Genomic DNA, 18945 nt, shown 5'->3' with positions numbered 1-18945 from the left:
CAGTACGCCTACGGGAGTAAATGCGTACCGAGTCGTCCTGCAAGTGGATTACTCGCCCGGATCCGATTCCGTGTCGGATTCCGGATCGATCGTCGGAGACGACTCCGTTTCCGGTCCACCGTCGGTGAGTTCGGACGGGATATCGGCGTTCGATTCTCGATCCGGTTCGGCGATCGTCGACCCGGAGCCGTCCGCGAGTTCCGCCTCGTCCTCGTTTCGGGTCCCGCTGAAGTACGACGCGACCCGCGCGCCGACCAGACTGATCACGATCGCGACGACGACGAACAGCGCGAGTCGCTCGCCGGCCGTTATCGCGAAGCTCTCGTTCGACACCACGCCGAACTCGTACGCCGGCACCGAGAACGACTCTTCGACGCCCTGTTCCTCGAGGAAGTACGCGGAGAACCCGCGAACCACCAGCGAGACGGAGACGACGATAAAGGGCAGGTTGAGGAAGGACGTCCGGATCGGCTCGTCGCTGATGGCCTCGTCGAGCAGTCGGCCGGCGCTGGCCGTCAGGGCGGCCATCGCGAGCCACGGGACCGCGTCGAAGGCGAACTGCATCGCCGGGATCACGACGCCCGGCGGATCGTCGAGACTCGAGACGCCGAGGACCCCCGCGAAGAGCCCGACGAGGGTCAAGCCGGCGGCGACGACGTAAGTGACGACCGAGACCTGCCCGGAGTACAGCGACTCGCGAACCTGATGGGCGACTCTGGCTATCCAATCGTCGATATTGAACCCCTTGTAGAGCAGGAAAACACCGATGACGGACGTGATCGCGGCGGCCCCCTGTGCGGGCCCGAGGAAGCTCGCGAGGATCGGGAAGACGAGCAGCGTCAGCCCGATCGGTACGAGCACGGTCTGGCGCAGTTCCTCGTCGGCGAGGAACTGCTTGAGCAGGTAGTACGTCGATTCGATGTCCCGCGCCTGTCGAACGACGACGCGGTCGACCGAGTCGACCTGGACGCGGCTCTCGACGATCGGCACCAGCCGCTCGTCCTCCGCGCTGTCGATGACGACGACCGCGGAGTCCGGGTCGTACGTGGCTACGAGCTCGTCGATCTGCTTTGCGACGGCTCGGTCCGCCGAGACCATCGACTCTCGGTCCCCCGAGACGACCGCGACGACGACCTCTTCGTTCTCGTCGCGCAGATCCTGGGCGACGCGCAGCGTCTCGAGCAGGGAGTTGACTCCCGAATCCTCCGGATCCGCGAGTCCGACGTCGGTTACGAGCGCGCGGACTGCCTCCCAGCCGACGACGGGCGACCGAAGACCGGTCTTGCGTCCCACGTCGTCGGTCCGGTCGAGACAGACGACCAGCGTTGTCACAGTTGCTGTTCCATGCTGTGTGACGATAAAACCACTTACTCGTTCGACTCGTCGATGGCACGAACGCCGACGCGCGGCGATTTAGGTCCGCAGCCGAAACTCGCGGTCCTCGGCGAGCCCCGAAATTCCGGCGCCGAACGCGTAGGCGACCTGTTGGGCACCGGTGCCGACGCGGGCCATCAGCGGCCGGTCGGGTTCGAACTCCTCGATGGAGATCTCGTCCCGGTCCAGCCGGTCTGCCAGTTCGGTCTCGATCTCTCGGCGCGTCCCGAGGTGGTCGACCAGGTCCATTTCGTAGGCCTCCTCGCCGAGGTAGATGCGGGCCTCGGTGTCTCGGACGAACTCGCTGTCGAGGTCGCGGCCGTCGCTGACCCGTTCGACGAACGTCTCGTAGTAGTCGTCGATCAGTCCCTGCAGATATTCGCGTTCGTTCTCCTCTAAGTCCTTCAGCGGGGTGCCGGCATCCTTGAACTCCCCGGCGGCGAAGCGCTCGTAGGAGAGGCCGACCTTCTCGGCGAGGTCGCTCGCGTTCACCCGGGAGCCGATAACGCCGATGGAGCCGACGATACTCCCGTCTCGTGCCCAGAGTTCGTCACAGCCGCTGGCGATCCAGTAGCCGCCGCTGGCACAGACGTCCGTCGTGTAGGCGACCGTCGGCCCGTCGAAGCGTTCGGCCGCGAGCCGGATGTCGTCGCTCGGGACGACCTCGCCGCCCGGCGTGTTGAGTTTCAAGAGCAAGGCGTCGACGGTCTCGTCCTCGTCGGCACGGTCGATCTGGTCGACGATATCGTCGGCCGGGGTCGAGCCCGGACCCGAGGGAAATCGTCCCCCGCCGCCGTCGCGGGTAATCGGCCCCTCGACGGCGACCTCGGCGACGTCGTAGCCCGGGAACAGCGAACTCGCGACGTTCCCCGCGATTCGGAGTCCGACGAGCACGACCGCAAGCGCGAGCACGACTCCCACGAGGTCCGTCATGTTTGCCGGTGCGACGACGAACAGGGCGATCCCGAGGGCCGCGAACACCGCTGCACCGAGCACGACGATTGCGAGTCGACCGAGTCCGTCACTGCTAACCATAGCTCACACCTCGAATCATATCGCTACCTGCGGGTGGCATCCGTTAAGCACTGGTGGTTTCGGTGAATCGATCGTCGAACTCACCTGCTCGGCGGGGAAATTACAGCGGGAACGGCGTCGCCTGCTCGTTCCAGTCGCCGGCAGCACATCGGGACTCGAGTCGGTCGAGTCGCGGCCCGACGTGCTCGCGAACGAGCATCGCAAGGGCGTTCTCGGACCCGTCGCCGGTGATCCCGGTCACGTGCGGGTTGTCGGTCGCACCCGAGTCGTCGATCGTCACGAGCAACACCCGTTCGCGGTCGGCGAAGACGACGCGTCCGTGGTGGACCCCGTCGAGAGGGTAGTTCAGCCAGTCGAACTGCGGCTCACAGATCGTCGCCTGGGGGACGGCAGACCGGACGGCGTCTCGGACCGTCTGTGAGCGCGAACCGATGTAAACGGTGACACCGCGCTCGGCGGCGGCCCGCCAGCGCTCGAGACACCGGTTCTGGATCATTCCCGCGTCCGGAACCGTCACGAACAGTTCCTCCTCGGCGCTATCGGCGATGCCGTGACCCCGAGAAACGACGTTCTGTTGGCCCTCGATCGTCCAACACGCACCCGACTCCGACGGGCCAAGTGCGGACGCGGGATCGAATTCGGTACCCGTCGAACCGTCGGCGAACTGTTTCCGGGCCGGCTCGAGTCTCGTGGGGATCTCCCCGAGCGGACTCGCGGCCAGCCAGTTCGCTCGCCACTGCGAGGCGTCGGTCGCGAGCGCGACGGTCTCGCCCTCGGCGTCGTAGTCGACGAGGCCGACGTCGGCGAGGGCTGGCAGATGATTGTGCGCGAGCGTCGTCTCGACGGGCCCCCAGTCCGTCTCGCTGACGTCGACGAGCCGGGTGTCTTCTTCCCGAGCGACGACCATTGTAGCCAGGTCGGCGACCGGGAGCGACTCGTCGCGTCTCGAGAGGATAGCACAGGCCATTCGGCGACGGGCAGGCTGGAACGCGTCGAGCGTCCGACTCAGCGCCTCTTCGTCGTGTTCCGGTCCGTCGGCCGCGGTTTCGAGGAGATACGTGACCCACTCGGCTTCGAGAAGCGGATGGTCCGCGAGGGCGACACGGCGCGTCTCGTCGTCGCCGACCTCCCGAAGCACACCGCAGTCGAGCAGTCTCGGGACGTGGTTGTGGACGAGTTCGATGTGTACCGTCCGGGATTGATCCTCGGTGACGATCGGAGACCCGTGCTCCCGGACCGCGACGTCGGTCGCGAGCGTCTCCAGAGAGAGCGGTTCGTCCTGTTCGAGAAGCGTCGAAAGCACGCGTCGGCGGCCGGAATCGGCGAGAACGTCGAACGCAGTAGTCGTTCGCTCGGTAGCGAGGTCCGAATTCATTGCCGGATAGAAACGATGAATGCGGGAAAGGAGTGTACCAGCGTGCTCTGGTATGACCGGGAGATAACGCTAGCGAATCGTGACAGTCAGCCGTCGCTCGTCTCGCCGGAGTCGAGATACGCCGTGAGGAGTTTCTCCTGTGCGACCCGGAGATGCTGGTGGAACGTCTGCCGAGCGATACCGAGTCGGTCGGCGATCTCGCTCGCATCGCTGTTTCGCGTCGGCCATTCGAAGTAGCCGCCGTAGTAGGCCGCCTCGAGCGCGGTTCGCTGTTTCGTCGTCAACTCGCGCTCGAGCCGTCTGCGGAAGTCGCCGCGGGGCTCGACCGCCTGCTCGTCCGTGCGCTTCGAGACGAGTCGCATCTCGGGGTAGGCCGACGTCACCGCCTCGACGACGTCGCGAACCTCGACGTCCGGACTGACCTGGACGACGCAACTCGCGACGCCATCTTCGACGACTTCCGAGCGCATTCGGGCGCCGTAATCCGCGAGCAAGCCGGTGATCGTCGGACCCTGAACGACGAACTCCCAGTGGCTGTCGTCGCCGGTGGTATCGATGCGTCGGACCTCGCTGATCGACCCGCGATCGCCGGCGATCGAGCGGATCCGTTCCGGGTCGGCGTCGCCGACCGTGACGTAGTAGACGTACCGCTCGTCGGTCAGCGGCAACACGTGCTCGAGGGAGAGGCGACAGCCGGTTCGAGCCGAGAGGTCGATACAGACGTCCTGTCGGTCGGTCGACTCGAACTCGAGTTCGACGACCGTATCCAAATAGAGGAGCCGACGGACGGCCATCGCGTTGATCGCGTGCCCAATCGTGCCGCCGAACTCCTGGAGAACTTCCCGCTCGCGGTCGGCGAACGCGGCTGATTCGCGGGCCGCGACGACGAGCAGGCCGTACGCGCGCCCGCTCGCGACGATCGGGACGACGGCCACCGAACCGTAATCGCGATCTCGAGCGTCGGCTCGCCGCTCGTCGACGTCGCTCTCGCGAAGGTGTCGATAGCACCGGACGACTCCCGTCTCGAACGGCGATTCGCCCGGATCGTTGGCCGGGTCGACGAACGACGAGCGGACGTTCTCGACGCCGTCCGCATCGATTCCGGCCCGCGCTTGTGGCTCCCACGGAAGCCGATCGGGCGCCACGCCGGTGTCGACCCGGCCGATGGCGGCGAACTGGTAGGCGTCGGCGGCGGCGAACGCCTCGACGATCGCCGACTCGATTTCGTCGCGGGTCTCCGCCGCGACCATCGTCTCGTCGATCGTTCGAATCGTCGCGTTGAGTCGCTCGAGGCGCTCGAGTTCTCGTTCCCGGGCCTTTCGGTCGGTGATGTCCCGACCGACGCCGGTAAAGCCGAGGACGGTCCCGGTTTCGTCGGTGATCCGCGCGCTGTTGAACTCGTACGGAACGTGCGTTCCGTCCTTCGTCAGCACGCGTCCCTCGGCGGTGACGCGCTCGCCGTCTTCCATGATCCGTTCGATCGCCCGCTCGATGTGCTCTCGGTCCGGCGGCGCGATGAACTCGAGGGGGTTCATTCCCTCGAGTTCGTCGGTGTCGTAGCCGGTGAGTTGCTCGAACCGGTCGTTCCAGTGGATCAGGCCGTGGTCGGTATCGTAGGCGTAGAGGAGATCCGGCTGGGCCTCGAAGACGCTCTCCGTGAGCGCTTTTTCCTCGCGCAGTTCTCGCTCGCGAGCCTTGCGATCGCTCACGTCTCGGCCGATACCGGTAAAGCCGAGGACGGTTCCGGTTTCGTCGGTGATCCGCGCGCTGTTGAACTCGTAGGGGATTCGGGTGCCGTCTTTCGTCAGCAGATCCGCTTCGGCGGTGACGTGGGTGTCCTCCTCGAGAACGCGCGTGATCGCGTCGGCGATCCGTTCTCGGTGCTCGGGCGCGACGAACTCGAGGGGCGCCATGTCGGCGAGTTCCGCCTCGTCGTACCCCGTCACCTCCGGCACTCGATCGTTCCACTCGACGTAGTTCCCGTCGACGTCGAACGCGTAGACGATGTCGGGCTGGGCCTCGAAGACGCTCTGCGTGAACGCTTTTTCCTCCCGAATCTCTCGTTCCCGTTCGTACTCGGTCGTCCGATCGTGGACGAGTACCGCGTAGCCCAGCAGGTGGCCGCTCCCCTCGCCGTTCCCCACACCGATGCGCACGGTCGACGCACCCTCGCGTCTCCGATCGGTCGCTGTCTCTCCGTTTCCATCCCCGTCGTCGTCTCGAATCGGAGCGACGACCTCGTGGACCCAGCGTCGATCCCCGTCGCTCCGGAGTCGCCAGCCGTCGTCTTCGGCTCGTCCCTCGATACGAGCCCGCTCGAGGAGCTGCTCCGGCCGTCCGGTTTCGCGGCTCTCCGGCGGGAAGAAGATCCGATACCGCGTTCCGACGATTTCGCCCTCGTCGTGTCCCGTCAGCGCCGCCGCCCGTTCGTTCCACGTGGCGACGCGACCGTCGGCCTCGAGCAACCAGACGGCGTGGTCGCTGACGAGGTCGGTCAGCTGACGAACGTCGAGGCTGATCCCGTCCGGAAACTCGGCGTCGTCCGTCGGATCGGGGTCGTCCGTCGGATCGGCGTCGTCCGGGCCGTCGTCGGTCTCTGACGGCGACTCGCTCGCCGATTCGTCACTCTCCGGCGAGGAATCGGTCGCTGAGTCGTCACACTTAGACGGGAAATCAGTCATAGGTAGGTGTACGCGGCCGGGGACCGCCAACCATCAGCAACGGTAATGCAGGTTGCCAACGACCATTCCCGAACGGGAAAAACCGATGGTAGCCATCGCCACGGCTTTATGCCCCAGCGGCGGTAGCAACCGGGAATGCCGGCGAACAGCGATCGAAAACCGACGACGTTACCGGCCCCCGGTTCGCCTACTCGAGTATGACTGATCTCGCTATCGTCGAGAGTCGGGCCGATCGCGCGTCGGTCCACGTCTGCGACCGACTCCGCGAACTCGCCGATTGGGAAACCGCGACCGACGACTCCCAGCCCGACGCCGACGGCGGCGGCACCTACTACCGACTCGACGGCGTCGAACTGCGCTCCTTCGAGGCGCTCCACCTCGAACTCGAGCGCCCCGCCGACGCCTTCGACTGCGACCCCGACCTGCTCGTCTTCGCCTCGCGCCACTCCGGCGACACGGGGCCGCTGCTGACGGGCCACGTCACGGGGAACTTCGGTCCGGCCGAGTTCGGCGGCGCGGACGACGCCGTCGCCGAGGCGGCCCCGAACGCGCTCGCACGCCTGCTCGAGGCGTTCGACGACCACGCACCGGACGGCTACGACGTCGGGCTGGAGTGTACTCACCACGGCCCCACCGACGTCGGCTGTCCGTCGTTGTTCGCCGAACTCGGCAGCGACGACGAGCAGTGGGACGACCCCGAGGGCGCGGCCGCCGTCGCCCGTGCGATCCTCGAGCTTCGGGGGGTCGAACCGCACCGGAATAGGCAGCTTGTCGGCTTCGGCGGCAACCACTACGTCCCGCGATTCGAGCGCATCGTCCGCGAGACACCGTGGGCCGTCGGCCACGTCGCGGCCGACTGGGCGCTCGAGGCGATGGGCCACCCGAGCGCCCATCGGGACGTCCTCGAAGCTGCGTTCGAGGCCAGCGGAACTGACGTCGCCGTGATCGACGGCGAGTGGCCGGTGCTCGAGGAGACGCTCGCGGAACTGGACTGCCGGCTCGTGACCGAGACCTGGCTGCGCGAGGTCGGCGACCGCTCGCTCGACCTGGTCGCCGACGTCGAGTCGGCACTCGGAAGCGTCGAGGACGGGATCCGGTTCGGCGATCGCCGGGACGCCGCGTTCACCGTCGTCGACCTCCCGGCCGAACTGGTCGGCGCTGCGGAGGGGATCGATCCCGACCGCGTGCGGGCAATCGTCGAGACGAACGTGGTCGCCTTCACGACCGAAAACGCCGGTAGTCGCGTCGGCGCTCGAGTCGCGGTACCCGACGTCGGCGCTAACGATTCGGCCGACGACTCGACCCCCGATTCGAGGGGCGCGCGCGAGACGATCGTCGTCGAACTGGTGTCCGTCCTCGAGGAGAAGTACGACTCAGTGACGCGCGAGGATGATGCCGTGATCGCAGAACGAAGCGCCTTCGACCCGGCGCTGGCCCTCGAGGCCGGCGTTCCGGAGGGACCGAAGTTCGGCGCGCTCGCGAGCGGCGAATCGGTCACCGTCGACGGCGAACCCATCAGTCCCGAGAGAGTTCGCTCGAGAGAGACTGAACAGTTCCGGATACAATCGGACCGAAACGAGCGGTAATGGCCGCATATCAGGTCCGGTATCGGCGTTTGAGCCGTCAGTAGACGGTCAGTAATCTCTCGATACGATGTCAGACACACGTCTGACGTGTAGGGGAAAGGTAATTATGCTCCATCTTCTAGACTGGGCCAAGAATGGACTCCATCATCGACGACGCCATCGACGAGGCTGAAAACGGGGAGTCGGGAGGCGCCCCCGACGATGCCCCACCGCAGGACGGGCAGTCGCCGACCGGAGACGAACCGAACCAGACCGGAACGATGACCGACGACGAACTGGAGGACGTCCTACAGGACCTCCAGACCGACATCACCGTCGTCGGCTGCGGCGGTGCCGGCGGAAACACCATCAACCGAATGCACGAGGAGGGGATTCACGGCGCGAAACTCGTCGCTGCGAACACCGACGTCCAACACCTCGTCGAGATCGAGGCCGACACCAAGATCCTGATGGGGAAACAGAAGACCAGCGGCCGCGGCGCCGGCTCGCTCCCCCAGGTCGGCGAGGAGGCCGCCCTCGAGAGTCAGCAGGACATCTACGACGCCATCGACGGCTCCGATATGGTCTTCGTTACGGCCGGTCTCGGCGGCGGCACCGGAACCGGTTCCGCACCCGTCGTCGCGAAAGCGGCCCGCGAGGCCGGCGCACTGACGATTTCGATCGTCACGACGCCCTTTACCGCGGAGGGAGAGGTTCGGCGCACGAACGCGGAAGCCGGCCTCGAGCGCCTGCGTGACGTTTCGGACACCGTCATCGTCGTTCCGAACGACCGGCTGCTCGACTCCGTGGGCAAACTGCCCGTCCGGCAGGCGTTCAAGGTGAGCGACGAGGTCCTGATGCGCTCGGTCAAGGGCATCACGGAACTGATCACGAAACCCGGCCTTGTCAACCTCGACTTCGCCGACGTCCGCACCGTCATGGAGCGCGGCGGCGTCGCGATGATCGGTCTCGGGGAATCGGACTCCGAAGCGAAAGCCCAGGACTCGGTCAAGACTGCGCTGCGGTCGCCGCTGCTCGACGTCGACATCTCGGGGGCGAGTTCCGCCCTCGTCAACGTCACCGGCGGGAACGACATGGCCATCGAGGAGGCCGAGGGCGTCGTCGAGGAGATCTACGACCGGATCGATCCCGACGCGCGCATCATCTGGGGAACCTCGATCGACGAGAGTCTCGAGGGCAGCATGCGAACGATGATCGTCGTCACCGGCGTCGAGTCGCCGCAGATCTACGGCAAGCCCGACGGCGAGGCCGTCCAGCCCGAAGCGCCCGCACAGGGCGAAGACATCGACTTCGTCGACTGATCGAAATCGGGAGCGAACGCGGAACCCGAGCGACTGCGCGTCGGCGATTCGAGTCCCATCTCGTTGCTGTTCGTTTCTCCGTACCACACGTCGGAATCGGCACCCCGGTTGCCGGTTTCGAGCCGACACCCCCCTCTGCTCGGCCTGTTTCAACAGATTGGCTTCGGATCGAGGCCGAGATCGTTCAGCGACCCTGCGTACGCATCGTAGGCGGCGTCGATGGCTTCCTCGGCGGCCGTCCGTGCGCGATTCCAGTCCTCGCTCCCCTCACAGACCGTCTCGAGCAGTTCGGCTGACCGATCACCTTGAGCCGCGGTTTCGGTCCGCAGTTCTCGGAACACGTCGGCGCGCCGCTCGTCTCCTTCGTTGACGAAGAAGCTCACGACCTGCAGGTGCGTCCGTTCGCCGACCAGCGATCGACCGACGAGCCCGCCGAGGCGGGCCGCCGTCGTCTCGAGCGATCGAAGCCGGTCGTGCAGTTCGCTGGCGTCCGCCTCGGCGTCGTACTCGCCGTCGAGGAAGGTCATCACTCGATCGTAGTGCTCGCGCTCTTGCTCGCAAAATTCGGCGAAAGCATCCCGTGCGTCCGTGTGTTCTTCGTCGTCAGCCCACGACTCGACGGTCTCCATCGCAGCGCGTTCGCTGTCCGCGACCGTCCGAAGGACCGTCTCCTCGGTCAGGTCCGCGTCGGTGAGCGCGACGAGGAGTTTCGACGATCCGAGTCGCTCGAGTTCGTCGGACATCGATTCTTCGACCGAGTCCTGGAATTCAGCGGCGTCCATACCGAGACAACACCGCGAAGCGTGTTGAACGTTGGTGACAGTCCGGCTCGGCCACGACTTTAACCGCCGAGAACGCGTATCGATTGCCATGACCGACCGGAGCGACGCCGACGAGCGACCGACCGACGAAACGCCCTCGATCGCTCCCGACACGCTGGCCGACCGCCTTCGATCCGACGATACCACGACCGTCCTCGACGTCCGCGACCGTGACGAGTTCGAGCGGTGGCACCTCGCAGGCGACGGAGTCGAGGCCGTTCAGATTCCGCACATGAAGTTCGTTCAGGCCCAGGCCACCGGCGACGTGACCGACCTCGCGGCCGATCTCGAGGAACCGATCGTCGCGGTCTGTGGTCACGGGGAGGCGAGCGCTCACGCCGTCGGCCTCCTTCGTGAGGCGGGCATCGACGCGTGTAACCTCGCCGGCGGGATGGACGCCTGGGCAGACCTGTACGCGGCCCGCGAACTCGACGTCGACGCGCCCGCGACGATCGTTCAGTACGATCGGCCCTCGAGCGGCTGTCTCGCCTACGCGATCTACAGCGACGGCGAGGCGGCGGTGATCGATCCGCTTCGAGCGTTCGCCGACCGGTACGTCGCCGCTGCCGACGAGCGGGACGCGGAGATCCGGTACGCCATCGACACGCACGTCCACGCGGATCACGTCAGCGGCATCCGCACGCTTGCGGAACGAACCGGTGCGGCCGCGGTCGTCCCGGCGGGGGCGACGGATCGCGGGTTGGCGTTCGACGCGACGACCCTCGAAGACGGCGACGGACTTCGCGTCGGGGACGCGACGCTGACCGCGATGGCGACGCCGGGTCACACGACCGAATCGATCTCCGTTCGTCTCGAGAGCGGTGATTCCGGTATCCTATTCACCGGCGACACGCTGTTTCTCGAGGGCGTCGGCCGGCCGGATCTCGAAGGCGGGGCCGAGGGGGCGGCCGCTGCCGCTCGACGGTTGTACGAGAGCGTTCGAGAGCGCGTCCTCGTGCAGTCGGACGAGACGACGATCGCACCGGGTCACTACAGCGACGCCGCCGAACCGCGGGCTGACAGGACGTACGCTACCCGACTCGAGGCCATGCGCGATCGGCTCGCGGCGCTTTCGATGGACGAAGACGAGTTCGTCGCTCACGCGACGAGTGACCTCCCGACACGACCGGCCAACCACGAGCGCATCGTGGCGGCGAATCTCGGACTCGAGGATATCGACGAAGAAACGGCGTTTGAACTCGAACTCGGGCCGAACAACTGTGCGGTTGGAGCGTAACGGCTCTCAGTCGTCGGCGACCGCACCGTCGTTTGTGCCACCGGCCTCGAGGTCGCCCTCGATGCTCGGCGGGTACTTGCCTCGGTCGAGTTTCAGGTCCGACTGCGGGCGCGCCATGCAGGTGAGGGCGTAGTTCTCGGCCTCTTCTTCCGTCAGGCCCCGGGCCGCGGGCTGGGTAACCTCGCCCTCGAGAATCTCGGCCGAACAGGCCAGACACATCCCGACGCGGCAGGAGTACTCCTGAGCGATACCCTCCTCGAGACAGCGACTGAGAATCGTCTGCTTGTCCGTGCAGGTGATCGTCTCGCCGGTCCCGACGAACTCGATCGTGTACTCTGTCATACAGGCTGCTACGAAAGACCCCACTAAAACTCTTTATCGACTATCTGTCGTATTCGATACAACGAATATCGGTCGTCCGTCTCTGTTCGCGTGGCTGTATTCATCTCGACGCGCGGTTCGTCCCTAGATCGACCGACGCGAGCGCCGTCGAACTCGCCGATCCGACAAGTGACACATAAAACGTTTTCTTCCCGTGGTGTGGACACTGTTGGTATGAGCACGCAGGAGCAGTCCGCCGCCACCGCCGCGTCCGAGACCCGCTCGCCGGACGTGGTCGTCGTCGGTGCCGGGACTGCAGGATGTTACGCCGCAGCGACCGTCGCACGCGAGGGCTACGACGTCGTCGTTCTCGAGCGAAAAACGGAGACAGAGGCGGGCCACATCGCCTGCGGGGACGCACTGAAGGGTGCGGACGCGTTCCCCGAGGCGATCCCGAAGTCGAAACTCGAACCCGCCTTTACGAACACCGGCGTCGACCACGGTCGCTTCGAGATTCCCCAGGAGGACACCGTCCTCGAGATCCCCGTTCCCGGCGAACTGGCCGTCATCGACCGCTGGGAGTACGGCCGACGCATCATCGAGGGAGCCGAAGAGACGGGCGTCGAGTTCCAGTACGACACCGTCGTAAAGAACGTCAGGCAGGCCGACGACGGTCGCGTGACGGGCGTCGACACGATCCGCAAGGGCGACCCAGTGACGTACGAGGCCGATATCGTCATCGACGCGGCCGGTTCGCTGTCGGTGTTACAGGACAACGTCGACTTTTCCGACTCGACGTTCGATACCAACGTCAACTACTCGCACTTCTGTTCGGCCTACCGCGAGATCGTCCGCGTCGAGGAGCCGGTCGAGTGGGACGACGCGCTCGTGTTCAAGCCGACCGAGCGCGCCGCGGGCTACCTCTGGTACTTCCCGCGGACGGACACCGAGATCAACGCCGGGCTGGGCTTCCAGATGACCGAGGAACCCATGAAGCTCGTCGCGGACCTCAAGAAGGACCTCGAGAACCGCGCGGAGTTCGACGGCGCGAAAGTCGAGGACAAACTCGGGGCCGCCCTTCCGACCCGTCGACCCTACGACTCGGCCGTCCACCCCGGCTACATGGCCGTCGGCGACGCCGCGGGCCACGTCAACCCCACCACCGGCGGCGGCATCGCCGGCGCGGCCTACGGCGGCAAGTACGCCGCCGATCAGGCGATCGAAGCGCTCGAGACCGGCGACTTCAGCGAGGCGACCTTCTGGGAGTACAACGAGCGCGTCATGGAGCACTTCGGCGCGCGCTACGCCGCGCTCGACGTCTACAACATCCTCTCGACGGCTATCGACGTCGACGATCTGATGGGGCTGCTGGCCGCGATGCCGGGCGACAAACTCGCCGAGGCGCTCTACTCCGGCAGTACGGATATCGGCCTGAAGCTCAAACTCGAGGCCCTGCTCAAGAGCCGCGGTCACTGGGGCACCATCTGGAACCTCTACCAGACCAAACGCTGTGCCGACGACCTACTGGCTCACTACGAGCAGTACCCGACCACTCCCGAGGGGCTCGCGGGCTGGCAGGACCGCCGCGACGAGTTGATGGAGCAGGTGTACGAGACGACCGGGGCGGACCCGAAGTACTAGAGCCAAACTTTTGCTCTGCGTGCGGTCGCGAAGCGACCGCACTCGGCAAAATCTCGAGAGAGCAAAGTGGTTCGAAAGAGCGGAGCTCTTTCGTCATGACGAGAGACGCCTATGGCGTCTCTCGAACCACTCTCTCGGACCTCGCGGGATCGAAGATCCCGCTTAGCGTTGATGAAAAGCACTCCTCCTTCCCCTTCACTTCGTTCCGGGTCAGTCGTCGGCCCGCTCGCTCACCCTTCGGGTTCGCTCACGGTGAGTTTCGGCGAACCGCCTGCCTTTCCCCGAGTCGCGGATTCCTCGCGATGCTCGGAATCCGCTCCTGGCCAGTAAACGTCGAACAACTGTGCATCTCCCTGGCCGACGGAGGGGGCTCTCGACGATCTAACTCAGTTCATGACATAAATATAGTCTGGCCGAAAACCTACTTAGTTAGGAGCTTCGGATATTCCTGTCGGCCGGTTATGTCTTGTTGATGGTAGAAAACCACACACGCCGACGTGCACTGTCACTGATCGGCACGACCGGGGTCATCGCAGTTGCGGGTTGCTTAGGCGGCGACGACGACGCAGCGGACGACGACGCAGCGGACGACGACGAGATGAACGACGACGGGATGAACGACGACGGGATGAACGACGACGGGATGGACGACGAGATGGACGACGACGCCGGCGTCCGCGTCGCCCACCTCTCGCCCGACGCGCCGAACGTCGACGTCTTTGTCGACGGCGACGCCGTCCTCGAGGACGTTCCCTACCGCGCGGTCAGCGACTACCTCGAGCTCCCGCCCGAGACCTACGACGTGATGATCACGGCCGCGGGCGACGCCGATACCGTCGTCTTCGACGACGAAGTCGAGGTCGGCGACGGCGACTACACGATCGCCGCCCTCGGCGAACTGGCCGAGGAGAACCAGCCGTTCGCGCCGGCCGTCTTCGAGGACGACCTGAGCGATCCCGGCGAGGACGCCCGGATCCGCCTCGTCCACGCCTCGCCCGACGCGCCAGCCGTCGACGTGACGGTGGGCGACGGCGAGACGGTACTGGTCGAGGACGCCGCCTTCGGCGACGCCGCGGCCGTCGAGGTTGCCCCTGACGCGTACACGCTCGAAGTCCGCCCCGCGACCGAGGACAACGACGGCGACGTCGTCGCGACGTTCGACGTCGAACCCACGGCCGGGACGGTCTACTCCGCGTTCGCGGTCGGCTACCTCGAGCCCGACGCGGCCCCCGCTGACGAACCCTTCGACCTCGAGGTCGTCGTCGACTACGAGTACCACGACGACATGGACGACGAGGACGACCACGACGACGAAGACGACGGCTACTGATCGCCGGTCGCCGCCGAATCCGGCGTCTCGAATCGCAGCCGTTCGATCCGCTTTTTTGTTGGGGGATGCGTTCCGAGCAGCCGCCGAGCCACGAATCGCCTCGAGCGGTCGAAAAACCGATGTTCCTCCCACGGCGGCGGCACGATCGAGAACGCGGCCGCGGTCCGATGGCGGCGCAGATCGGTCGTGGGCCGTCGCGCGACCGACCGATCGAGCGTCTCGAGTGCGCTCGCGAGGGTCGACGCCTCACCCGTGATGGCGACGGCTCCGTCGTCGGCGACGTACTCGCGATAGCGAGCGACGGCGATGACACACCACCGCGAGAGCGCCTGCAGCAGCAGCGCCAGCAGTCCCAGGTAGCCGACCCCGTCGTATCGCTCGAGGAACGCTTCGGCTTTCGCCGCCGGAATCGTCATCACCGACATGACAGCCGCGTCGCGGTTCGCGACGTGGGCGAGTTCGTGGGCCAACACCGCCTCGAGTTCCCGGTCGTCGAGCTCTTTGACCAGCCCGCGCGAGAGGACGACCGTCGACGCCGCGGGACGGTAGCCGACCGTAAGCGCCGTCGGCGTCCGCGTCACAGCGATTTTCACGGTCGGCGTCGGGACGCCGGCCTGCTGAGCCAGTCGATCGACGCGCCGGCGGATGGCCTCGAGCTCGGGATCGCGCTCGAGGTCGGTCGAGAGATGCACGGAGTCGTCGAGCGTTCGCAGGACGGCGACATCATCAGAGAGTTCGACGCGGACGGTGTGGACGAAGTGCGAGCCGACGACGAGCAGGGCCGCAAGGGCCGGGAGAGGGGCGAAGAACAGTTCGACGCCCAGCAGCCCGATGGGCCAGCGGCTCGCGACGACGAGCGCGAGCAGGCCACCCACGATGGCGACGGTTCCTCGCCGGCCCGCCCGTCGCCGACCGGACTCGAGCGCCGCTCCCACCTCCGAGGCGATCACATTGGGGTCGTACTCGAGGTCGTCCGTCCGAGCGACCCGAACGGATTGGTAGCCCGCGATGGCCACCACGAGATAGCAGCCGAGGCCGACGACGGCCGCGATCGTCGGTACGGACGCGAGGACGGGAAAAAGCGTTCCGAGGGCAACCCAGTAGACCAGTGCGCCGAGAAGCGAGACAAACAGGAATTCGGCGACCAGCAGTACCAGTAACGCGGTGAGCAAGAACGCACTCGCGGCGACCATTCGAACCCAGAGCCCGAAGCGGACGCGACGGTGAGAGAGTCCTCGCATGGGGTGCTCGAGCGATTCAGTCTGTCTCGATTCGACGCGGCTCCACACGCCGGGTCGATTCCGACCGATACGTTGAGTATCGATTACGTCGCCACCCGAATATAAGTGTTCTTTTCGCTGTCAGGTCGTCCTTCTCAGCGACGACGATCAGACCTGTTCGCGGCTGATCTGCTCGATCGCACCGCTTACGACATCGATCCCGTGGGCGAGGCTCGCCTCGTCGACATCGAACGTCGCGCTGTGGTGGCCGCCGGGATGGTCGGTCCCGATGCCGACGTAGCAGGCCGTCCCGCCGTTGTCTTGCACTGCCTGCATCAGGAACGTCGCGTCCTCGCTGCCGCCGAGTTCGTCGCGCTCGAGGACGCTCGAAACGCCCTCGGTCCGCCCCGCGACGTCGGCGACGATATCGACGAGTTCCTGATCGCTCGTCGCGCTCGGCGCTTCGGCACCCGTCGAGAACTCGACGTCGCAGCCGTGCATGTTCGCGGCGTTCCGGACGATGTGGCGGGCCTTCCGGTCCATGTAGTTCATGAGTTCGGTCGTCTCGCCCCGGACCTCGGCGAGGATGCGCGCCTCGTCCGGAATGATGTTGGCGGCGCTGCCGCCGTCGACGACGCCCGCGTTGATCCGGGTCTTGCCGTCGTTGTGCCGCGGGATACCGTAAAGGTTCTGGACGGCCGTCGCCATCGCCTGCACCGCGTTGCGACCCTGTTCGGGGTGGCCGCCCGCGTGGGCCGACTCGCCCGTAAACTCGATCTCGAGGTGTTTGACCGCGAGGAAGCCGTCGATGCCGGCGACGATCTCGCCGGTCGGATGGTCGAGTCCGATGTGGATCGCGAGCAGCGAGTCGACGTCCCGGATGTGCTCGCTTTCGGCCATCGACTTCCCGCCGCCGACGACCTCTTCGGCGGGCTGGAAGAACACCTTCAGCGTCCCGGCGAAGTCGTCGCTTTCGGCGATTCGCTCTAAGACGCCGATGCCGATGGTCGCGTGGGCGTCGTGGCCGCAGGCGTGCATCGCGCCCTCGTGTTCGGATCGAAATCCTTCCGCGGCGGGAACGTGGTCGGGGTCGTCGCTTTCCTTTCGCGGCAGGGCGTCGATGTCGACGCGCAGGCCGACGGTCGGCCCCTCGCCGCGCTCGAGGACGGCGACGGCGCCGGTGTGACCGCCCTCGAGTCGCTCGAGGACGGCCTCGTCGGCACCCGCATCGCGAGCGCGCTCGAGCCAGACGGCCAGTTCGGCCTCGTCGGGAACGGCCATCCGGTGGTCGCCCGCGATGGCGTCGGGTCCGACGTGGAGTTCGTCGAGGTCGACGCGCGACTCGAGTTCCGCGACGATTCGCGCAGTGGTGTAAAACTCGCACCACGCGGGTTCGGGTTTGCGGTGTAGGTCTCGGCGAAGGGAAACGAGATCGTCCGTGCTCATACCGTCTCCTCGTCGTGAGCGCTGAAAATGCTACCGACCACCGACGGCGACAACTGCGAGGGAATCGCTCAGTTTCCGCGGCCCGCGCCGTGAATCTGCTCGACTTCGGCCTCGATGTGGACCGAATCGGGGAAGTTCTGCGAGGCGATGTTGCGCGCGAGACTGTCGTGGCCGTGAATCTCGAGTTCGCGGGTGAAGACGGTGTACTCCCACGAGGAAAAGCGGCGGTCGTCGTCGCCGTGGAGTCGACACCGCTGGGGAACCGAGAATTTCTCCGGCGGATGCGAGTGGGGTCCCTTCAGCGCGGCCCCCTTGCGTTCGGCGGAGGTTTTGATGTCCTCAACGATGCCGTCGAGCGCGGCTCGATCGCCGCTCTGGAGCGTGAGACGGGTGACGAAGGTCATGTGGGGTATCGTACAAACGTGAACGGTCGGCGCGTAAAAACCTGCTGAGATTCCGTTACGGCGGACGAACAGTCCGATATTCTCTTAACGTCGCACCTGTTAGCGAAGTTAATGGCAGTCGAAGCTACGAGCGCAGGCGCGATCCTCTTCCGCGATACGCGGGGCCGGCGCGAGTATCTTCTACTCAAGAGCCGCCCAGGCGATTGGGAGTTCCCCAAGGGCGGTGTCGAAGGGGATGAAGAGCTACAACAGACGGCGATCCGCGAAGTAAAGGAAGAGGCAGGTATCGACCAGTTCCGGCTACTCGACGGCTTCCGGAAGGACTACAACTACGTCTTCGAGGCGAACGGTACGACGATCCACAAGACCGTTCACCTCTTCGTTGCGAAGTCCTTCGAGGCGAGCGCGGAACTTTCGAACGAACACCGCGACCTCCAGTGGCGCGATTACGAGCAGGCGGTCAACACCGTCACGCAGGACGGGCCGCGGGAGATCTTAGAGGACGCACACGTGTTCCTCGACGAGTGGGAGGAAGAAGACGAGGAGTAGGGGCCACGATTCTCGCGATCGAGACGGTCCGCCGTTCGGTCTGAGCCTTGTGCTCGCCAATCCGTTCGAGGATCGGTCTCGTGCCCGTCTGAGTTGCGGGAGTTCGGTTTCGGAGGTGTGCTCGATGCGCCACGCGTCCTGTCGCGAGGTGCCACCGGTAGTTGGCGCGCCGATCGTAGTCGATTACCGCTGTTTGACGACGATCGTATCCGCCACCAGGTCCCCGACGCGCTGGTTCTCGTCGGTGAGCAGTATCAGTACCATTGCGACCAGATTGAACGCCGGCAGGCTGTCGATCAGCCAGAGCAGATTGCGCAGGATCGACGCTCCGATCGTGCAGTCGGAACCGTCGGACTTGACGACGACCAAGCCGAGCACGTACTTGCCGGGCGTGTAGCCGTAGAGTCCCTCGAGGAGGAACGCGTAGACCAAGACGCCGACGAAACTGATCAGCGACAGGAACAGAAAGGCGATGTCACCGAGGATGGCACCGAGTCCGATAACGACGCCCCCGAGCAGCCCCATAATGAGGCCATCGAGCAGGAAGGCGAGGATTCGTTGACCGATTACGTCGCCGTTCGTGCCGAGTTGCGGTGCGGGATGTTTTTCCACACGCGTTCCGAT

At 65.8% G+C, this 18945-nt stretch carries 16 protein-coding genes; 6 read left to right on the top strand and 10 right to left on the bottom strand.

Features of this window, described 5'->3' with window-relative positions; all coding sequences use genetic code 11:
• Positions 1-48 precede the first annotated feature (48 nt).
• The 4 genes from ACSFC5_RS12420 to ACSFC5_RS12405 all read right to left on the bottom strand — a co-directional run bounded on the left by ACSFC5_RS12420 (position 49) and on the right by ACSFC5_RS12405 (position 6465).
• Positions 49-1332: a DUF373 family protein gene (locus ACSFC5_RS12420; protein ID WP_440765565.1), complete on the bottom strand. Its 1284-nt coding sequence runs from the start codon at positions 1330-1332 to the stop codon at positions 49-51.
• 81 nt (positions 1333-1413) lie between these two features.
• Positions 1414-2409, bottom strand: a complete 996-nt coding sequence (gene sppA, locus ACSFC5_RS12415; RefSeq protein WP_440765564.1) for a signal peptide peptidase SppA — start codon at positions 2407-2409, stop codon at positions 1414-1416.
• A gap of 100 nt (positions 2410-2509) precedes the next feature.
• Positions 2510-3784 (bottom strand): DUF7344 domain-containing protein, encoded by a 1275-nt coding sequence (locus ACSFC5_RS12410; RefSeq protein WP_440765563.1) that lies wholly within the window; start codon positions 3782-3784, stop codon positions 2510-2512.
• Positions 3785-3870: 86 nt separating this feature from the next.
• Positions 3871-6465, bottom strand: coding sequence for a PAS domain S-box protein (locus ACSFC5_RS12405; protein WP_440765562.1), 2595 nt, complete (start codon positions 6463-6465; stop codon positions 3871-3873).
• A gap of 197 nt (positions 6466-6662) precedes the next feature.
• Between ACSFC5_RS12405 and ACSFC5_RS12400 the strand changes: the two genes are divergently transcribed.
• Both ACSFC5_RS12400 and ftsZ read left to right on the top strand, forming a co-directional pair.
• Positions 6663-8051, top strand: coding sequence for a D-aminoacyl-tRNA deacylase (locus tag ACSFC5_RS12400; RefSeq protein ID WP_440765561.1), 1389 nt, complete (start codon positions 6663-6665; stop codon positions 8049-8051).
• Between the two features lie 134 nt (positions 8052-8185).
• Positions 8186-9352, top strand: coding sequence for a cell division protein FtsZ (gene ftsZ / locus ACSFC5_RS12395; RefSeq protein WP_440765560.1), 1167 nt, complete (start codon positions 8186-8188; stop codon positions 9350-9352).
• Positions 9353-9501: 149 nt separating this feature from the next.
• Here the strand turns inward: ftsZ and ACSFC5_RS12390 are convergent, their stop codons facing one another.
• Positions 9502-10134: a rubrerythrin family protein gene (locus ACSFC5_RS12390; RefSeq protein WP_440765559.1), complete on the bottom strand. Its 633-nt coding sequence runs from the start codon at positions 10132-10134 to the stop codon at positions 9502-9504.
• Between the two features lie 88 nt (positions 10135-10222).
• Here ACSFC5_RS12390 and ACSFC5_RS12385 point away from each other — a divergent pair, with 88 nt between their 5' ends.
• The gene (locus ACSFC5_RS12385) at positions 10223-11410 is read left to right on the top strand and encodes an MBL fold metallo-hydrolase (RefSeq protein WP_440765558.1); all 1188 of its coding nucleotides are present in this window, start codon (positions 10223-10225) and stop codon (positions 11408-11410) included.
• Between the two features lie 6 nt (positions 11411-11416).
• Here the strand turns inward: ACSFC5_RS12385 and ACSFC5_RS12380 are convergent, their stop codons facing one another.
• Positions 11417-11752, bottom strand: coding sequence for a 2Fe-2S iron-sulfur cluster-binding protein (locus tag ACSFC5_RS12380; protein ID WP_440765557.1), 336 nt, complete (start codon positions 11750-11752; stop codon positions 11417-11419).
• Between the two features lie 213 nt (positions 11753-11965).
• On the opposite strand from ACSFC5_RS12380, the gene ACSFC5_RS12375 reads away from it, so the two are divergent.
• Together ACSFC5_RS12375 and ACSFC5_RS12370 are read left to right on the top strand one after the other, a co-directional pair.
• Entirely contained in the window at positions 11966-13372 is a 1407-nt protein-coding gene (locus ACSFC5_RS12375) for a geranylgeranyl reductase family protein (RefSeq protein WP_440765556.1), read from the top strand.
• 472 nt (positions 13373-13844) lie between these two features.
• The gene (locus ACSFC5_RS12370; protein WP_440765555.1) at positions 13845-14702 is read left to right on the top strand and encodes a DUF4397 domain-containing protein; all 858 of its coding nucleotides are present in this window, start codon (positions 13845-13847) and stop codon (positions 14700-14702) included.
• On the opposite strand, the gene ACSFC5_RS12365 is transcribed toward ACSFC5_RS12370, so the two are convergent.
• From ACSFC5_RS12365 to ACSFC5_RS12355, 3 genes are all read right to left on the bottom strand, one after another.
• On the bottom strand, positions 14696-15943 hold the full coding sequence (locus ACSFC5_RS12365; protein ID WP_440765554.1) for a M48 family metallopeptidase: 1248 nt from the start codon (positions 15941-15943) through the stop codon (positions 14696-14698). The genes ACSFC5_RS12370 and ACSFC5_RS12365 overlap by 7 nt on opposite strands.
• A 147-nt stretch (positions 15944-16090) precedes the next feature.
• On the bottom strand, positions 16091-17368 hold the full coding sequence (locus ACSFC5_RS12360; RefSeq protein ID WP_440765553.1) for an amidohydrolase: 1278 nt from the start codon (positions 17366-17368) through the stop codon (positions 16091-16093).
• A 68-nt stretch (positions 17369-17436) separates the two neighbouring features.
• Positions 17437-17772, bottom strand: coding sequence for a 30S ribosomal protein S10 (locus ACSFC5_RS12355; RefSeq protein ID WP_440765552.1), 336 nt, complete (start codon positions 17770-17772; stop codon positions 17437-17439).
• A gap of 111 nt (positions 17773-17883) precedes the next feature.
• On the opposite strand from ACSFC5_RS12355, the gene ACSFC5_RS12350 reads away from it, so the two are divergent.
• The gene (locus ACSFC5_RS12350; RefSeq protein ID WP_440765551.1) at positions 17884-18321 is read left to right on the top strand and encodes a bis(5'-nucleosyl)-tetraphosphatase; all 438 of its coding nucleotides are present in this window, start codon (positions 17884-17886) and stop codon (positions 18319-18321) included.
• A gap of 183 nt (positions 18322-18504) precedes the next feature.
• Here the strand turns inward: ACSFC5_RS12350 and ACSFC5_RS12345 are convergent, their stop codons facing one another.
• Positions 18505-18933, bottom strand: coding sequence for an RDD family protein (locus tag ACSFC5_RS12345; protein ID WP_440765550.1), 429 nt, complete (start codon positions 18931-18933; stop codon positions 18505-18507).
• Between the last annotated feature and the right edge of the window lie 12 nt (positions 18934-18945).

The sequence above is a fragment of the Natronorubrum marinum genome, assembly GCF_052040125.1.
Taxonomy (GTDB): domain Archaea; phylum Halobacteriota; class Halobacteria; order Halobacteriales; family Natrialbaceae; genus Natronorubrum.
This window is presented reverse-complemented; position numbering and strand designations above follow the sequence as displayed.